Genomic DNA, 18,038 nt, shown 5'->3' on the forward strand with positions numbered 1-18,038 from the left:
TCTGCTTTTATGATTCATCCGGACACGACAAGGTCTGTTATGAATACCTTCAACATTGCTGCACTTGCTGCACAGTATCCGCCGGTTGCGGATATGATCGCGCTGAAAGAAACCATCTGGTTCAATCCTGCCACCACAACCGTCGCCGACGCCCTGCCCTTTGTGGGTCTGACAGAGCAGGACGTTGAAGCCGCCCATGCCCGCCTGAAGCGGTTTGCGCCTTTGCTGGCTCAGGCCTTTCCTGAAACCGCCGCCACGGGCGGTATAATCGAATCGGATGTGGTCGCGATCCCCGCCATGCAGGCCCGGCTGGAACAGGCGTACGGCCAGAAAATTGCAGGCACACTGCTGCTGAAGAAAGACAGCCACCTGCCGATTTCTGGCTCCATCAAAGCGCGTGGCGGCATTTATGAAGTCCTGAATCATGCCGAGAAACTGGCATTAGCTGCCGGTTTACTGTCCCCGGAGGCGGATTACCGCACGTTGCTCTCCCCCACGCTTCGGCAGTTTTTTAGCCAGTACCGTATTGCCGTGGGATCGACCGGCAATCTCGGGCTGTCGATTGGCATCATGAGCGCCCGCCTCGGCTTTAACGTAACCGTTCATATGTCGGCGGATGCCCGGGAATGGAAGAAAGCAAAACTGCGCAGCCATGGCGTAACGGTGGTGGAATATGAACAGGATTACGGCGTGGCGGTCGGGCAAGGACGCAAAGCGGCCGCATCGGACCCCAACTGTTTCTTTATTGACGATGAAAACTCCCGCACGCTGTTTTTAGGTTATGCGGTCGCCGGCCAACGCCTGAAAGCGCAGTTTGAACAACAGGGCCGCGTGGTTGATGCTCAACATCCCTTATTTGTGTACCTGCCCTGCGGCGTGGGCGGTGGCCCCGGCGGCGTCGCGTTTGGCCTGAAGCTGGCATGGGGTGACCATGTTCACTGTCTGTTTGCGGAGCCCACTCATTCGCCCTGCATGTTGCTGGGCATAACAACGGGCTTACACGACGGCATTTCCGTACAGGACATAGGTATTGATAATGTCACGGCTGCGGATGGTCTGGCGGTAGGCCGGGCGTCCGGCTTTGTGGGCAGAGCCATGCAACGTCTGCTGGATGGCATTTACACACTTGATGATGCGCGCATGTACGACATGCTCGGCTGGCTGGCGCAGGAAGAAGGTCTGCGGCTTGAACCTTCTGCGCTGGCCGGGATGATCGGTCCACAGCACGTATGTGGTTCAGCGCACTATCACGCGCTGCACGACTTCAGCCCAACACAGTTACGACAGGCCACTCACCTGGTCTGGGCGACGGGCGGCGGCATGGTGCCGGAACAGGAAATGGCGCACTACCTGGCAAAAGGTTGCTAAGTGGACGCACATCGCCGGCGAGACAGGAACGCCACGCAACCCGGTCCCTGTTCCGCTTCTGACGGCAAACCCTGACAGCAGATAAGGCCGGGCGGGTGATTTTTCCTGCCCGGCTGCTTAACGGTGTGCCAGCGCCGCCCCGTTTTTGAAATAGGCTTTAATGCCTTCCAGAATGGCCTCGGCGACCTGATGTTGATAACGCGTGGTGCGGAGTTTACGCTCTTCTTCGACGTTGCTGATGAACGCGGTTTCCACCAGGATCGAGGGAATATCCGGTGCCTTCAGCACCGCAAAACCGGCCTGATCCACAGTGCGTTTGTGCAGGTGGTTAATCCGCCCCATCCGGTGCAGCACTTCTTTGCCAAACTTCAGGCTGTCATGGATCGTCTGGCGCTGCACCATATCAAACATGGTGTGATCCAGATAGCGATCGCCACTCATGCTGACGCCGCCAATCAGGTCGGATTCATTCTGGGTTTGCGCCAGAAAACGCGCCGCGGCTGACGTCGCCCCCCGGGTCGAAAGGGCAAACACAGAGGAGCCCCGTGCGGCCCGGCTGGTGAACGCATCCGCATGAATGGAGACGAACAGATCGGCCCGCTGTTTACGGGCTTTGGCCACGCGAACCCGCAGGGGAATAAACACATCCTCGTTACGCGTCATGTACGCCTTCATATTGTGTTCTTTCTCAATCAGCGCCTTAAGGCGGCGGCCAATCTTCAACACAATGTCTTTTTCACGGGTTTTGTATTTACCGTGCGCGCCCGGATCTTCCCCGCCATGGCCAGGATCGATCATGATAATGATGGGGCGATCGCGCCCGGCTTTACCGGGTAACGGCGGCTGAACGCTTTCATTTTTATCCAGATCGCCCTGGTTGTAATCTTTCAGTAATGCCAGCAGCGGATCATCTTCTACCGTATTCTGGCTGGGGTAGAGATCGACCACCAGCCGGTGTTGAATACTGGAGACCGGTGCAAGGCTGAAGATTTTTGGCGAGACGTTGCGTTTCAGTTCCAGCACCACCCGCACGGTATTGGCATCGAACTGCCCGACCCTGGCGTTTTTGATAAAAGGATCGTCCACCCTGACGTGCTGGTTAACACCCTTAAGGACCGAATTAAGGTGCAGGTTCTCAATGTCGATGACCAGCCGGTCCGGATTCGTCAGTGCGAACTGCTTATACTTAAGGGCAACATTGGATTCCAGCGTCATGCGCGAATAGGTTGAAGAGGGCCAGATGCGAACCGCCATAATATGGCTGGTGGCCGCGATGCCCACACCGCTTACGCTGAGCAGCAGCAGTGCCCCAGTACCTTTTAATAATCGTCTACGTGAAATAAGGGGATGACCTTCCGACATGCCACTCCAGCTGTTATATCGTGTTTAAAAAAACGGCAACCAAATAAAATGGCGGCGAAAACTTTATCCAATCCGGCTGACGATGTCACCCCGGAAACTCTAAATAATGCAGTCTGTTAGCGGCGTTATCACCTGAAAAAACGTAAATAAACGTCAGGATTAGCGCTTGCAAAATGGCCGCTAAAGGCATAAAAATACAGAAAATACGAATAAACATTCACTGAGGGTTAGCCGTGAAGGAACGTAGTACTGAACTGGTTCAGGGTTTTCGCCATACCGTTCCCTATATCAATGCGCATCGGGATAAGACTTTTGTCATCATGCTTGGCGGTGAGGCCATTGAGCATGAAAATTTCTCCAGCATCGTCAACGATATTGGCCTGCTTCACAGCCTTGGCATTCGTTTAGTCGTCGTGTACGGCGCACGTCCGCAGATTGATGCCAGCCTCGCCGCAAACCAGCTGGAACCGGCTTACCACAAATATACCCGCGTGACCGACGCGCAGTCACTGGAGCTGGTAAAGCAGGCCGCAGGCCGTCTTCAGTTGGATATTACCGCCCGCCTTTCCATGAGCCTGAACAACACTCCGTTACAGGGCGCGCATATCAACGTGGTGAGCGGCAACTTTATCATTGCCCAGCCGCTCGGCGTGGATGACGGGGTCGATTACTGTCACAGCGGTCGCATTCGTCGTATCGATGAAGAGGCTATTCACCGCCAGCTCGACAACGATGCCATTGTGCTGCTGGGTCCGGTGGCCGTGTCAGTGACCGGTGAAAGTTTTAACCTGACTTCTGAAGAAGTGGCCACGCAGCTGGCAATTAAGCTTAAAGCAGAAAAAATGATTGGCTTCTGCTCGGAACAGGGCGTAATCGATCGTGGAGGCAACATTGTTTCGGAGTTATTTCCCAATGACGCTCAGGCACGCATTGATGAAATGGAACGCGATGGCGATTTTCTGTCTGGCACGGTGCGCTTTCTGCGTGGCGCCGTTAAAGCCTGTCGCAGCGGCGTCCGTCGCAGCCATCTGATCAGCTATCAGGAAGACGGCGCCCTGTTACAGGAACTCTTCTCGCGCGACGGCATTGGTACGCAGATTGTCATGGAGTCCGCCGAGCAGATTCGTCGGGCCACGATCAACGACATCGGTGGCATTCTGGAGCTGATTCGTCCGCTGGAACAGCAAGGGATTCTGGTACGCCGTTCACGCGAACAGCTGGAAATGGAGATCGACAAATTCACCATCATTCAGCGGGACAACCTGACCATCGCCTGCGCCGCGCTCTATCCGTTTATGGATGAAAAGATTGGCGAAATGGCGTGCGTTGCGGTCCATCCGGATTACCGCAGCTCCTCGCGCGGAGAGCTGCTGCTGCAACGCGTTGCACTTCAGGCGAAGCAGATGGGGCTGGAAAAACTGTTTGTGTTAACCACACGCAGTATCCACTGGTTCCAGGAGCGCGGTTTCACGCCGGTGGATATCGAGTCGCTGCCGGAGAGTAAGAAAGAGATGTACAACTACCAGCGCCGTTCCAAGGTGCTGATGGCCGATTTAACCTGATGGCAGCCGGGCGGCCATCCCGCCGCCCGACCTGTTATCCCTGCGTTTCCGCCCCCAGCCTTTCCACCAGGCCACTTCGCCGCTGCGTCTGCAGCTGGACTGCCCGTTCAAATATCGCGCGATCGCTGTAAAGGGTCAGTTGTTTGCGTGCACGGGTAATGGCCGTGTAAACCAGCTCACGGGTCAGGACCGGCAAAAACTGCGTCGGCATGACCAGCGCGGTATGATCAAACTCTGAACCCTGCGACTTGTGCACCGTCATCACCCATGCCGTTTCATGAGACGGCAAACGGCTGGGCTGAATCGCTTTCACGCTGCCGTCTGGCAACGGAAAAAACACCCTGAGTTGCCCTTCAGCATCACGCAACGTAATGCCGATATCGCCGTTAAACAGCCCCAGGGCACTGTCGTTGCGGGTGATCATCACCGGACGTCCCGGATACCAGCGGCTGCCCAGTGCAGGACGCCGGATGCGCTGCAGCTGCATCAGACGCTGTTCGATGCGCTGATTTAATCCGTGCACACCGAATGGCCCTTCACGCAGGGCACACAGGAGCTGATAACGGCTAAATGCCGCAATGGCCTGTTCTGGCGCAGCCTGACGCTGAACGGCATCCAGATAGTCCTGATAGCCCTGCGCCACCTCGTTCAGCATGGTCTGATATGCCTCACCGTCATTCAGCGGCTGAAAAGACAGGTCAGCATGTCCGGCGGCGAACACCTTACTCATCTGGCGCGCATCGCCCTGGTTGACGGTGCGGGCAAGCTGGCCAATACCGGACTTTTCGTCAAAGCGGTAACTCTGGCGGAGCAGACAAATGCTGTCGCGAACGGCAGGCGCGGTATCGTCATCGCTGCCCGTAAGCGCACATTCGGTAAGCGTCACCAGTTGTGCGGCGCGCGCCGGACTGAAGCCGGTTTCGCTGCAACGACAAATGTCCCCCAACACCGCTCCGGCTTCAACCGAAGCCAGCTGATCGCGATCGCCCAGAAACACCACTCTGGCGTGAGGCGGCAAGGCGGAAATCAGTTTTGCCATCATCGTCAGATCAACCATCGACGCTTCATCAACCACCAGCACATCCAGGTGCAACGGGTTACCCGCATGGTAGCGCATGCGCTGCGAGTCAGGCTGTGCGCCAAGCAGGCGATGCAGCGTGGTCGCTTCAGCAGGAAAACGCGCACGCTCGTCATCGTCCACCGCCAGTCCCTGCAGAGCTTTTCCCAGGGATTCGGTCAGACGGGCTGCCGCTTTCCCTGTCGGTGCCGCCAGCTGTATGCGCAGAGGTTCGGGATTCAGGCGAATCAGCGCCGCCAGCAATTTCGCCACCGTCGTGGTTTTGCCGGTACCGGGTCCGCCTGAAATAACGGCGGTTTTACGGGTCAGTGCCACCGCAGCAGCAATTTTTTGCCAGTCGTCAGGCTGACGGCCAAATAACGTCTGCAGAACATCTCGTGCCTGCTGCGAATCGAACGTCCCGCTATCCGGCTGCAATGAGAAAAACCGGGCAACCTGGCCTTCACTTTGCCAGAGCCGGTGCAGGTATAAACGCTGGTGACTCAGCACCAGGGGCGTCACAACACGGCCATCGCTCACAGCTGACCAGCTGGCCAGCTGTGCATGCCGCTCCGCTTCATCAGGCGCGCCTGCAGCCTGCCACAGTGCCTGCGCCAGTGCGGGCTGACGACCGGAGAACAGCCCAGCCTCATTCAGGTTAGCCAGCGGCAGGCAGACATGTCCTTCGCCCGCGTCGGCACTCACACAGGCCGCTGCCAGCAACCGAAAGGGTTGCGTCTCATCTGCAATCAGGCGGGCAAACTGAATATCCAGAGGACGCAGTAAACGCTTTTCGACTGCCTGAAGCAGCAAGGCGTTTATATCACTCATAAGCTCTCCTCTGTATGACCAAACAATGCATCCAGTTCCTCAATAAAGGCGGGATCGGGACGAGTGGTAAAGATGCCGTTATCGGCAGAGGTGCCATCCACCCCGCGCAGGAATACATAAAAGACGCCGCCAAAATGCTGTTGGTAATCATAGCCCGCCAGGCGGTGCTGCAGATACCGGTGCAGCGCCAGTGTGTACAGCTGATATTGCAGGTCATAGCGATGGTCGATCATGGCCTGCGCCATCGCCTCCTGCGTATACGCGGTATGGCTGTCACCCAGCCAGTTCGATTTGTAATCCAGCAGATAATATTTTCCCTGCCAGCGAAATACCAAATCAATAAACCCTTTTAACATGCCTCTCACCTGACGGAAATCCAGCGCGGCAGCGCGCTGCGACAGTGGATCGTACCGGCGCATCAGCGCATCCAGATCGGCAGCCGTCAGCAGGCGGTTGATCGGCAGGTAAAACTCCATCTCAATCAGCCGATCAGCGCTGCGGATGCAGTCCAGGGTTAAGCCGTCTTTGTTGAGCGGCGTGGTCAGTACGCGGGCGATCCACTGCTGAATCACGGGCAGCCAGTTCAGGGAATAGCCCTGTTGCTGAAGCTGATCCTCCAGCCAGAATGCGTCCGGCGGCTCAGTGAAATCCATGGCCTCAAACAGCCCGTGCAGAAACGTGCCGGGAGCCGCACCGCGGGGGAAGTGGTGCGGCGTTAACAAGGGCTCTTCATCCTCAGCCGCCTCACCAGCAGCATCAATATCGAATTTCGGCAAAGCATCCAGCAGGGGGGAACTGCCGTGCTGTTGTAATCCGGAATAACTGGTGACGCGCCAGCTGTCCGCCAGCGCTCGGGTCATTTCCCGACTGCTCAGCGCGTTCTCGCGGTGTTCGCTGTCCTGCCACTTCGCGCCGGGCTGCAGCTCGCTCCGTATCATCTCAATCCCTTCGCCTGCGAGCGCCTCAAGATGGTGACTGAGCACGGCGGCATCGCCGCTCTCACCGCGCTGTACCAGGTAGCCCAGCGCGCTCTTATGCAGATCGCTGTCGCCCTCTTTTTTACGCGCGCCTTTGATCAGGGGCGCAATACCCACGCTGCAGTGGTAAACCGAGCGCGTCAGCGCGACATAGAGCAGCCGTAAATCCTCGGCCAGTCGCTCCTCTTCCGCCAGCGTCAGGCTCTGTGCATCGCCCTGCAGGTCGAGCATGGCAGCAAAACTTTCACGGTCGTGATACAGGGCGCTGGCCGCTTCGCGAAATCCGGCCGCAAACGGCAGCCAGACCAGCGGATACTGCAGGCCTTTGGATTTGTGAATCGTGACGATCTGCACCAGATGGCGATCGCTTTCCAGACGCAGCTGCTGACTGGCGGCCTGGCTGTCAGGGCGGGCAATTTGCTGTGCCAGGAAACGCACCAGTGCATGCGTGCTGTCGAGCTGCGTTGCCGCTTCCTGCAGTAACTCGCCCAGATGCATCAGATCGGTTAAGCGCCGCTCGCCATTTTCGGAAGCCAGCATATTTTCCGCCAGTTGCCGTTTAATCATTACATCGCGCAACATGGGCAGTACGCCACGTTGCTGCCAGATCTGCTGCCAGCTGACAAACTGCTCTACCAGCGCATCCCACTCACGTTCGTTTTGCGCCAGCGCATCAAGTTGGGCGGCATCGATAGCAAAGATGGACGTGGCCAGCGCGCTACGCAGCAGCCGCTCCTGTTCAGGTGACTGCACCGCCTGCAACAGCCATAACAGCTCGCGCGCTTCAGGCGTGGTATAAACGCTGTCGCGGCTGGACAGGTAGACCGACGGAATGGCCAGCTTATTCAGCGCATCACGAATCAGACTGGCTTCATTGCGGCTACGCACCAGTACGGTGATATCCGAGGCCTTAACCGGCTGCAGTGCATCGCCTTTCCCTAACCGCGCCTTGCCCTGCTGACCGGCCGCCAGCCAGCGGCTGATATCGGCCGCACACTGCTGGGCCATAAATTGTTGGTAATCACTTACTCCAACACCTTCGCCCGGCTGGAGCCAGAAGCGCAAGGCAGGCTGGGGCTGATCATGGTAAACCAGCGTTAACGCCTGATTCGGGGCGGCCGGGCTGACCGCAAGAAACGGAATGGAAGAAAACAAAAAGGGTGCGTCAACCTGTGAAAACAGGCGGTTGACGCTGTTCACCATCGCGGGCGATGAGCGCCAGTTCGTCTCCAGCGTATAGTGAGCACTAACTTCACTACGGGCGCGTAAGTAGGTAAAAATATCTGCGCCGCGAAACGCATAGATCGCCTGCTTGGGATCGCCAATGAGCAGCAACGCCACATCCGGCTGTTGAATATACAGCGTACGGAAGATTCGGTACTGTTGCGGGTCGGTATCCTGAAACTCGTCAATCAGGGCCACCGGGAAACGGCCACGAATGGTTTCGGCCAGCAACGCCCCGCCCGGCTGCTGAAGCGCTTCATCCAGACGACTTAACAGATCGTCAAATCCCAGCAAGGCACGCTGCCGTTTTTCCCGCTGCACCGTTTCTTTCACCTCGCTCAGCGCCTGCCAGATGATGATATCGCGGAGCGTCAGCGGTTCGGCAAGAAAGCCATCGACGGCATCGAACACCGCATGCTGCGGTGCCTCGCCCTTTTTAGTTTTTTCGTGCAGCACCTGCTGGCCAAAGCGTTCAAGCTCTTTAGGAAACTGGTAATCCAGCGTATCGCTCTGTGCCCACTGAGTCACTTTCGCCACCCAGTTAGGTAAGTGCTTACTGCTATAGCTGCGTTTGTCGACGCCGGAAGCCGCGATCATCCCTTCGATATCGGCACAGACAGTCTGCCACTGCTGCTTGAGAGCCTGGATGCGTTGCAGGTTAGCGGTATGACGTGATGCCAGCGTTTCGTCTGCGCGAGGCGGGCGCTTCAGCCTGGGGGATTCCCCCTGCAGCCAGGGCCGTAACGTCGTCAACAAACTGTCCGGGCCGCTCCACTCCGCCGCGATCACCCGGGCCACATCCAGTGACAGGGGATAACACTGGCGACGCCAGAAATCCGCCGCGGCCTGGCGGAGTAATGTTTGTTCGTTTTCGATGAGTTCCTGCTCGAACAACATGCCTGACTCAAAGGCATTCAGGTTGAGCATACGCTGGCAAAAACCATGAATGGTAAAAATCGCCGCTTCATCCATTTGCCGCTCAGCCGCCAGCAGCAGCGAGGCCGCCTGGGGCAAATCCGCTATCTGCTCAATCAGCTGTTGGTGCATGGTGTTATGGCTTTTACCCCGCACGCAGGCGAGCCGAAGCTGATGAATATTGTCACGAATACGACCGCGCAGCTCCGCCGTGGCGGCTTCTGTAAAAGTCACCACCAGGATCTCTTCGACTGACAGCGGCCTGCGCCAGGCGTTCTCGCCCCCCAGCCCTAATAACAAACGTAGGTAGAGCAGACCAATCGTAAAGGTCTTACCGGTGCCCGCTGAGGCTTCAATTAACCGCTCGCCGTTGAGAGGCAGCGTTAGGGGGTTTAACGGTTCAGGTCTGGACGCCGTCATGGTGTTTCACTCTTGACCGGCAAAGACTGCTGTAATTTGGCGATTTCTGGCCAGGTCCGCCAGCCCGGTAACGGTGCGAACGCGATGTTATGCTCGCCGCTACCGGCGATTTGAGAGGTCATTGCCATGCCCTTTTTCTGCATGACGGCCTGGTGAAAGAAGTCCGCCAGTCCGGCAGGGGTAAGCTGTTGAACCTGCTCCATCAGCTTTTGTCGGGTATCAAAATCGTAATTCTGCCGATCAAAATCGCGGCTGTAACGGTCGGCCTCTTCATTCAGCGTTTGTGGACGCTGTTTCAAATCGTTGATCATGGCCTGCTGATACTGCACAAAATCGGCCTGACTCATCGAGCGCAGGCGGTGTTCCGCCTGGGGATAAAACGCCTGATAGCGCTGCATCAGATAAGCGGGTGGTTTACTGTTACTTTGCAGCAGAAAGCCAATCCCCCACTGACGCCCTACCGGCATCCTGAACGCAAACACGGCATAACCTAACTGCTCCTCGGTACGCAGTTGGTTATAGAACCACGGCTGGACAATCTGACTGAGCATCGCGCTGTTGGCCATACTCTGGTATTCGTCATAACCCAGGGGAATATAAAGCGCCGCCAGCGCAGAGTCCGTGCTGCTGCCGTGCTGCTCCAGATTCGCCTTAAGTGGCTTTTCGACACTGAGGTAATTGCTGTGCCAGTAGTGCGTACCGTCGCACTGCATCTGCTGTTTCAGCTCGCGTCCCAGTTGCGTCACACTGTCAGCACTCAGGTTACCGATCACCATCATTTCTGGCGTGGCATTTTTAATTAAGGCATCGCGATAGGCCACGACATCATTCAGTGTAATCCCCTTGACCAGCTTACGGCGCGTGTCTCGCTGCGTGTAAGGCAGCTGGGATAAGAGCTGCATAGGCTGGATCGCCTGCTCGAAGGCTTTTCCTTTCTCTGCGGCATCCAGACGCTCCAGATACCAGGATTTGGCCTGTTGTAGCTGTGCCTCGCTGGGCTGAAAAGTGCTGTAGCGATTAACTAACTGCTTAAGCAGGTCAGGCAGGCGTTGTGTAAAGCCGCTGGCATTAAAGACCAGACCATCGTTTTCGCTGGTTGAAAAACTGATGCCGCCAATAGACGCCTGGGAACTCAGTTCATCCAGCGCCAGGCTTGCCAGATAATCATTCAGGCCGAACAGTACCTGCTGACGCGCATCACTGATCGCCTGCTGATTTCGCAGCGCGACGGTGATGCTGGCCTTTGGCTCGCTGGCATAGAACTGGCTTGGCATCCAGTAAATACGCATCCCGAAATCATTGTCGAGCTTAACCGGATGACGGTAGGTTTTGTCAGTCGACACCAGGGTAAACGCATCGGGAATGTAGGGATTTAAGCGCGGCATGGCGAGCTGAATCGCCTGGCCACGCTGTTGCCATTGCGTCAACGTCTGGGCCGTTATCTTATCAACCTGATAAGGCGCATTCACAAAATAGGCCAGCTTGTTATGCGGTTCCTGCGGGCTGATGTACCAGATTCGCGCCTGCGCTGGCGTCATGCTTTCCAGACGAGCATTGATAGCCGCGGGATCGTAGCGATCGGCCAGATAAGGCGCATCCAGCGTGTGCTCAACCGGGACACGCAGCATCGTATCCGCCAGCCACTCGATGTAGTCCATGTCGCGGGTGATTGACGGATAACGGAAGTCCAGCGCCAGCACATGCGAAACTTCATCGAAATAGCGTTGGTCGATACCGTTTTTGCGCAGCATCGCGAGATAGCTAAAAACAGCCGCGACGACCTCATCACGTTGTGCCAGACCTTTGTCCGTTAATGACACGCTGATGGAGAACACGCCGCTGGTGCGCTCGGTCACCGGATCGGCCCCCGCGCTGACGCCGTCGGCCAGGCCCTGTTTTTGCAGCCAGTCGGCCAGCGTATTGGGGCTGCGGTTACCAATGACATAGCTGATAAGCGTGTCCGTTTTACTGCGAAAGCGGTCACTGTTATTCGGTATACGGAACTCGATTTTTAACTGCTTACGCGGCTGCGCCGGCACATAGTGAATAATGATGCCCTGCTGGGCTTCCGTGACGACCGGCTCGGTAATCGCGGGAACGCTGGCATTGTGGTTAGCCACGCGCCCAAACGTATTCACGGCGATGGTCGCCATCTCTGCCAGCGGTTTATTACTGTAGATCACCGCCTTCATCAGATTGGCTGAATAGTGCGTGTGGTAAAAGTCCAGCAGCGCCTGATGCAGATTACTGCCGGGCTTATCGCGCAGGGTATCCAGATTGCCGCCGTAAAAATGCGCGGCCGGGTGCGCCGGGTTAATCGTCTCAGCCCCGACCTGTCCCATGCGCAAACCGTCACGGGACCGTGCCATGGTCAACTCCGCATTGACCGCATGGCGTTCCCGATCGGCATTGACCGGATCCAGTAAGGGTTCGGCAATCGCGTCGGCCAGACGATCGACGGCAGGCTCAAGCGCATCGTTTTCGACTTCGAGGTAATAAGCTGTGCGACAGGAGGCGGTGCTGGCATTATGGCTGCCACCGTGTTTCTTGAGAAAATCGGCAAGGCTGTCAGGCTGTGGGTAACGCGTTGAGCCCATCAGCACCATATGTTCAAGGTAGTGCGCCAGGCCGGGCTGCTGCGCGGGATCATCCAGTGAGCCAATGGGCAATGTCAGCGCAGCAAGGGATTTCGGCGCCTGAGTATCTGAAACCAACAGCACCGTCATGCCATTATTCAGCGTGATGGCCTGATACTGACGCGGATCCTGTTCGCTTTTCCCGATGGGCGTGTTGACAGGCTGCCAGCCCGCGCCGGTTTCGGCTTGTACCGCCAGCGCCAGTAAGCCCAGCAGAATTGCGGCGATCAAGCGTGCATGTGTGCGCATGTAAAACCTCTTACGTTACCCAAAAGCCGCGTTGCGAGCGCATTAACGGCTGAAAGTACAACAAACTTTTTGATGTTTTCATTACCCGGCAGCGGTCGCTTACCGGTCGTCCTGATGCGCCTGGAGTACCGGTAAATACCAGCATTCAGCCGCGTCGGTTATCTGCTGTATCCGGGGTTCATCCAGTGCCCTGCATAACCGTTGCAGGTAGGGATCGCTTCCCTCACCTTCCTGTTGGTAACCGCCGACCCAGGCGGCAAGCAGAGCGTTACGGGCTTTGAGCTGTGTCGCCTCATCTGTCATAAACTGATGATTTTTCTTGTCAAAACACGCATTAAGCCAGGCACCACCGCTTTTGGTCAGCAACATCAAAGGCTCGCGCATGCCCTGCAGATAGCCTTGCATATAGCGCGCCAGCGCATCAGTCGCCTCGTCCGGCGGCACGGCAGGGAAGCACCAGTAGCTGTGCTGTCGGCCAAACATCCGACTTTTACCGTCGCCACCCAGTGCACAATAAACTAAATGTTCCAGCCACAGTAATAAACCGTCATTGATATTCAGCACACCCGGTCGCCAACGCAGCAGGCCATCGCTCTGCACCTGGGTTAACCAGCCGGTTAATGTGACGCCCGCCAGTGCCAGATTGATCTCCCGACTTTCACCCTCACTGCGCTGAGTGATCACCTCTGCGGCCACCTCCTGCATCTCTTCGCGCTGAGCCTGCCAGAACAGCTCGCCAAACGCCCCATAAGGTAAATTGCCGGCGGCGCGGTGATGGGCATAAAGGCGATCGGTGTCCTCTCCTGTTACCAGCGCATTCAGTAGCTGCGCATTGATTTGATAGCGCTCCAGGCTGTCCAGAGCAAAGGGTTCACTGTCGGGCAGTTCATTTTCTTCAAGCCAGAAATTGACCCCCAGGCGCTGCTGAAACCAGGCCCGAACCGGATGACGCCAGAAGCGCAGAAACTGTTCGAAGGCTAATGTCTCTACAGGCGGTGTGCTCAGCGGCTGAACAAAATCAGGCTGGGGCTGACCGGTGCCCTGTGCGGCAGGCAGCCATTCACGAGCAAAGCTGTGTGCCGCTGACGCAGGCTGGAAGTTTTCCGGCGCAAACGGCATCCGGCTGTGTAAATGTTCCAGGTGTGCCCGTACCCGCTGTGCGCTGTCATCCAGTTCCCTGTCCTCGTCGCCAGGCAGGTAAAAACTTTGCCCGATATACTCCAGCAATTCGGTGACCAGCACCGAAGGGTAACGTTCGGTATTGTCCTGAATAGCGCGGCCAATATAGCTGATATAGAGCTGTTGCTGAGCGGAAATCAGGGCTTCCAGAAACAGATAGCGGTCGTCATCACGACGGCTACGGTCACCTTTGCGCGACTGCTGCTGCATCAGGTCAAACCCCAGCGGCGCTAAAGTGCGCGGATAAACGCCGTCGTTCATCCCCAGTAAGCACACCACGCTGAAGGGAATCGAGCGCATCGGCATCAGGGTACAAAAATTGATTTGCCCGGCAAGAAAGCGTTGACTGATCCGCTGCTGATCCAGCCGCCCACGCAGATCGTCGCGCAGGAGCACGACCGGAATCGCCTCATTGAAACGCGCGTCCATACCGTACTCAATCAGCGTTTTCCACTGCTCTTCCACCAGCAGCAATGCCGCTTCTGTTTCGGTATCCGGTGTAAAAAAGGCATTCAGCAGTTCGCGACACAGCGGCAGCCAGGCCTCCAGCGGGCGCGGCTCCGATAAGACCTGTCGCCAGTGATTAAGCCGGGACAGCAGTTCGGCCAGATGGCCCGCCAGTTCGGCGACCAGCCCACTTGATTCGTCATAAGGCAGAATACCTTGCCAGTCGCCATGCTGGCTTTCCATTGCATATCCCAGCAGCATACGTTGCAAGCCAAAGCGCCAGGTATGCTGACCGGTGACCGGCAGAGCCAGCGCTTCCACACTGGCATCATCCAGCCCCCAGCGCACGCCTGATTCGCTGACCCAGCGGCGCAACAGACGCAGGCCGCTTTCGTCAATCGAGAAGTGATTCGCTAAGGCCGGGACATCCAGCAGCGCCAGCACATCTTCAGAGACAAACCGGCTGTCCGGCAGTGACAGTAATTGCAGAAACGCAACGATAGCAGGATGCGCCTGACTGGCACGACGGTCAGAAATGGCAAACGGCAGATAGCGTTCTGCCGGGGCGTTTGCAAACACGGCCTGAATAAAAGGCGCGTAAGCGTCAATATCGGCCACCATGACGATAATATCCCGCGCTTTCAGCTCAGGATCGGCTTCCATCAATGCCAGAAGATGATCCTGTAGCACTTCAACTTCGCGCTGCGCACTGTGGCAAACCTGGATGGCAACAGAGCGATCCTGCGGGTCCAGCCGCCGTTTCTGCCCACTGTAAGCCAGTTCATCCGCCGTCAGGCCAATGATTGCCCTGTCCTGCAGATTAAGAAGATCGTGCTGCATGCAGTGCAGCAGGTTGTCTTCTTCGACGTCAACAAACGCATCGATTTCGCTGTTCAGCTCCATCTGGCTGAGCAGGAAGAGGTTATCGCGGCCTAACTTGCCCCAGGAGGCCAGCAGCGGGTTAGTCAGATGTTGTTCCCCTTGCTCACTAAACAGGGCTGGCGCGCGCGCCACATCACTGAATAAACCGCGATATTCTTCCCGGTCATGACGCCGCCGCTGGCGGCTTTGTAGCTTCGCCAGAAACGCATAGTCCTGAATATCGCCCCAGTAATCACGGCAGGGATTGGTAAACAGCAGATAGATATCAACGTGCCGCCCCAGCGCCTGCAACGCCTGTAAATAGACCGGCGGCAGCGCTGAAATACCACAGATAAACACCCGCTGCGGCAGGTTATCAGGTCGGGTTTGTGCCTGCTCAAGCGTGGTAATAAAGCGCGCATAGAGGTTGGCACGATGCCATTTGGGCTGGCCCAGCGCGTCGGTATAATCGACTAAATCACGCCACAACGCGGCCTGCCACACCTGCGCCTCTCCCAGGCCCTCGATCTGTTGACCGCGTTCCCAGCTGTTAAGCCAGTCCGCGCGGTAAACCAGATACTGGTCAAACAGGTCGGCAATGCGGGCGCTGAGCTGAAAAAGTTTGCGCCTGTCTCCGTCGTCACTCAGATAATGGCGCAGTGAGGCAAACTCGTCCTGCAGCAGCAACGTAGGTAAACGATGCATCAGTTTCCAGCTCATGCTGGCTTTGCTGAAGGCGCTCTCCGGCGGAATGTCTGGCAGGACGCGCACAAACATTTCCCAGATAAAGCTGGCCGGGAGCGGGAATTCGATATTTGCCGCAATGCCAAAGGTGCGCGCCAGTTCCATCTGCAACCACTGCGCCATCCCCGGGCTTTGCACCAGCACCATTTCTGACGCAAAGGGATCGTCAAGCGGATCCAGTTTAATCACTCTCGCTGCCAGACTTTTGAGCAGATCAAGCTGATTAGAGTGATAAACGTGAAACATGCAAACTCCTGTGGAAACGCTAAACGGCATGGCGATGGCAGACGGTACTCACTCTACCGCGTATCGCATTTGAAGCCTACCGTGAAAACCCATTCTCATCCGCTCAGCAGTGCAATCGCGTCAGGCTGGCCTGACGTTGATGCGGACCGCTCACCGTAACCGTTTCCAGCGTGCAGCCGCCCGGCCCCGTTTTTTTATCTGACCGCGTTTGCCAGCCCGCCACCTCGCGCCCCAACAACCGCTGTTCCGCCACACGCCAGGCTTCACGCTGCTGCCATTGCTGACTAAAGCCGAGCGTTAACACCCGGTGATACTGCAATAAGGCGCTGGTGCTGACGGCCATCAGTAACAGGGCAAACAAGGCTTCCGGCAGGCTGAATCCTGCCGCCTCACAGGCACTGCTCCGGCGCGGATTGCGGGCAATAATCAATCCAGCCCTGTGGCAACGGACTGATTTTGCTGCCCTCCAGCCTGACCCAGTGCCATAACGCCTTATCACCTTTTTGCGTTTCACCTTTAAGCAATCCTTTCTCATCGTCCACGCGATGCAGGCACGCCTGCCAGCCATACTGCGACTCGCGCTGGCAGGTGGCAGGTGGTTGCGCTGGCCACGTTAATGTCAGTCCCCATTGCAGTGCCGACTGGGCCTGCCAAAACCCCTGAATAGCGTGTTGCTCATCGGCGACGATAAACATTCCCTGCGCCAGCATCTCGCGGCTGGCCTGAAGCGTGATGCCGCCTGTCAGCAGGATGATGAGTACCATCCCCAGCGCACTGTTGCCCTCGGCGTTCACAGATTCATTCCTTCGACCCGGCTTTCCAGCGTTTCGGTTCGGTTCCCGCTTCGCCCCTGCAGTACAACGGTGACCAGCCGGCCTTCACGGCGCACGTCGAATGCCTCAATCGAAAGGAAAGCCGGATCGGAAAGCCGTTCCCATCCACTGCCGTTGCAGTTATCCACACCACGCTGCATCTCCAGTTGGTGTTGTCGCAGCCGGTAACCGTAGTAATCGCTCTCACTGTGCGTAACCCCTTCCCACTGACCGTTGCTGTTCTCGTCAAACCGGATCAGCACACAGCCTTCGGCTGTCATCAGGCCACCCGTTCCGCACTCCCCGTGGCAATAACCCGCCCGCCGGATCGCTTTTTCCAGCGTGGACAGCATTTGCTGTAACTCCTGACGCAGTTGAACCTGTTGTTGCAGCCTGAGGTTTTCGGCCAACAGTCGCGGCATAAAGCGTCCTGCACTGACCATCAGCACCGCACTGATCGCCATGGCGATGAGCATTTCCAGCAGACTAAACCCGGCCCTTTTCATTCGCAGTCCGCATCGTCAATACGGCAAAGACGAATTCGCGCCCGTGCAGAAATAATCACCCGTATTTTTCCGGCGCGATTGCGCAGCTCAATGCTGCCCGCTTTGGCCACGTTGCGGCGTCCGTAAAAACCCGGCTCGCCACGCAGGGCGTGAAGGGTGATGTCCGCATACGGCGCGATAAAGTGCAGGCGGCTTGCCGTACTGCAGCCATTCTGTGGCGGTGCTGCCACGCCGATACACCAGGGCTGTGTGGGGCGGTGCCACAGCACCAGGTCCCGGTTTTGCGCATTGGCCTGAGCACGGACGCGTAACAGAAAGTGTTGCAGTTGCAGCGCCGTATCGCGAAGCTGTTGACGCTGCTGCCAGCGCTGCCAGCCTTGCGTGGCAAAGGCGCTGAGTATGCCAGCGATTACCATCACCAGCAGCAGCTCCGCCAGCGTAAACCCTTTTGACTGTGATCTTTTCATGGCGGCAGAGTGCCGCAGCAGCGAGCGCTTCAGCAAGCCCGAAAGCCACCTGTTGGAAGCAAAGCTACAGCATTATTCCTCTGGATAAAGACATGATCAGTGCAAGTGTGCACCGCGCCGCAACATCGCTGTAAAAAAAACGCCCCGGCATGCTGTGGCAAGACCGGGGCGGATG

The 18,038-nt window shown here is 57.1% G+C and carries 11 protein-coding genes; 2 read left to right on the top strand and 9 right to left on the bottom strand.

Annotation, left to right across the window (positions count from 1 at the left end; genetic code table 11):
- Window positions 1-39: 39 nt before the first annotated feature.
- Complete coding sequence (dsdA, locus tag RAC90_RS07670; protein WP_375124189.1) at window positions 40-1,368, top strand: D-serine ammonia-lyase; 1,329 nt, start codon at window positions 40-42, stop codon at window positions 1,366-1,368.
- A 117-nt stretch (window positions 1,369-1,485) separates the two neighbouring features.
- On the opposite strand, the gene amiC is transcribed toward dsdA, so the two are convergent.
- On the bottom strand, window positions 1,486-2,730 hold the full coding sequence (gene amiC / locus RAC90_RS07675; RefSeq protein WP_033739588.1) for an N-acetylmuramoyl-L-alanine amidase AmiC: 1,245 nt from the start codon (window positions 2,728-2,730) through the stop codon (window positions 1,486-1,488).
- Between the two features lie 233 nt (window positions 2,731-2,963).
- Between amiC and argA the strand changes: the two genes are divergently transcribed.
- Window positions 2,964-4,292, top strand: a complete 1,329-nt coding sequence (gene argA, locus RAC90_RS07680; protein WP_375124191.1) for an amino-acid N-acetyltransferase — start codon at window positions 2,964-2,966, stop codon at window positions 4,290-4,292.
- 34 nt (window positions 4,293-4,326) lie between these two features.
- Here the strand turns inward: argA and recD are convergent, their stop codons facing one another.
- The 8 genes from recD to RAC90_RS07720 form a co-directional block, all read right to left on the bottom strand.
- Window positions 4,327-6,180 (bottom strand): exodeoxyribonuclease V subunit alpha, encoded by a 1,854-nt coding sequence (recD, locus tag RAC90_RS07685; protein ID WP_033739591.1) that lies wholly within the window; start codon window positions 6,178-6,180, stop codon window positions 4,327-4,329.
- Window positions 6,177-9,716, bottom strand: a complete 3,540-nt coding sequence (gene recB, locus RAC90_RS07690) for an exodeoxyribonuclease V subunit beta (protein ID WP_375124192.1) — start codon at window positions 9,714-9,716, stop codon at window positions 6,177-6,179. The genes recD and recB overlap by 4 nt, the downstream gene beginning before the upstream one ends.
- Complete coding sequence (gene ptrA, locus RAC90_RS07695) at window positions 9,713-12,601, bottom strand: pitrilysin (RefSeq protein WP_375124193.1); 2,889 nt, start codon at window positions 12,599-12,601, stop codon at window positions 9,713-9,715. The genes recB and ptrA overlap by 4 nt, the downstream gene beginning before the upstream one ends.
- Window positions 12,602-12,700: 99 nt before the next feature.
- Complete coding sequence (recC, locus tag RAC90_RS07700; protein ID WP_054687109.1) at window positions 12,701-16,078, bottom strand: exodeoxyribonuclease V subunit gamma; 3,378 nt, start codon at window positions 16,076-16,078, stop codon at window positions 12,701-12,703.
- A gap of 103 nt (window positions 16,079-16,181) precedes the next feature.
- Window positions 16,182-16,508, bottom strand: a complete 327-nt coding sequence (locus RAC90_RS07705; protein ID WP_172913418.1) for a prepilin-type N-terminal cleavage/methylation domain-containing protein — start codon at window positions 16,506-16,508, stop codon at window positions 16,182-16,184.
- Window positions 16,468-16,872 (bottom strand): DUF2509 family protein, encoded by a 405-nt coding sequence (locus RAC90_RS07710; protein WP_205953613.1) that lies wholly within the window; start codon window positions 16,870-16,872, stop codon window positions 16,468-16,470. The genes RAC90_RS07705 and RAC90_RS07710 overlap by 41 nt, the downstream gene beginning before the upstream one ends.
- A complete protein-coding gene (locus tag RAC90_RS07715; protein WP_081011334.1) occupies window positions 16,869-17,396 on the bottom strand; it encodes a prepilin peptidase-dependent protein in 528 nt (175 codons plus the stop codon). Before RAC90_RS07715 ends, RAC90_RS07710 begins: the two co-directional genes overlap by 4 nt.
- Entirely contained in the window at window positions 17,393-17,863 is a 471-nt protein-coding gene (locus RAC90_RS07720) for a prepilin peptidase-dependent protein (RefSeq protein WP_033739681.1), read from the bottom strand. The genes RAC90_RS07715 and RAC90_RS07720 overlap by 4 nt, the downstream gene beginning before the upstream one ends.
- Window positions 17,864-18,038 lie beyond the last annotated feature (175 nt).

The sequence above is a fragment of the Pantoea sp. CS_6 genome, assembly GCF_041954745.1.
In the GTDB taxonomy this organism is placed as follows: domain Bacteria; phylum Pseudomonadota; class Gammaproteobacteria; order Enterobacterales; family Enterobacteriaceae; genus Pantoea; species Pantoea stewartii.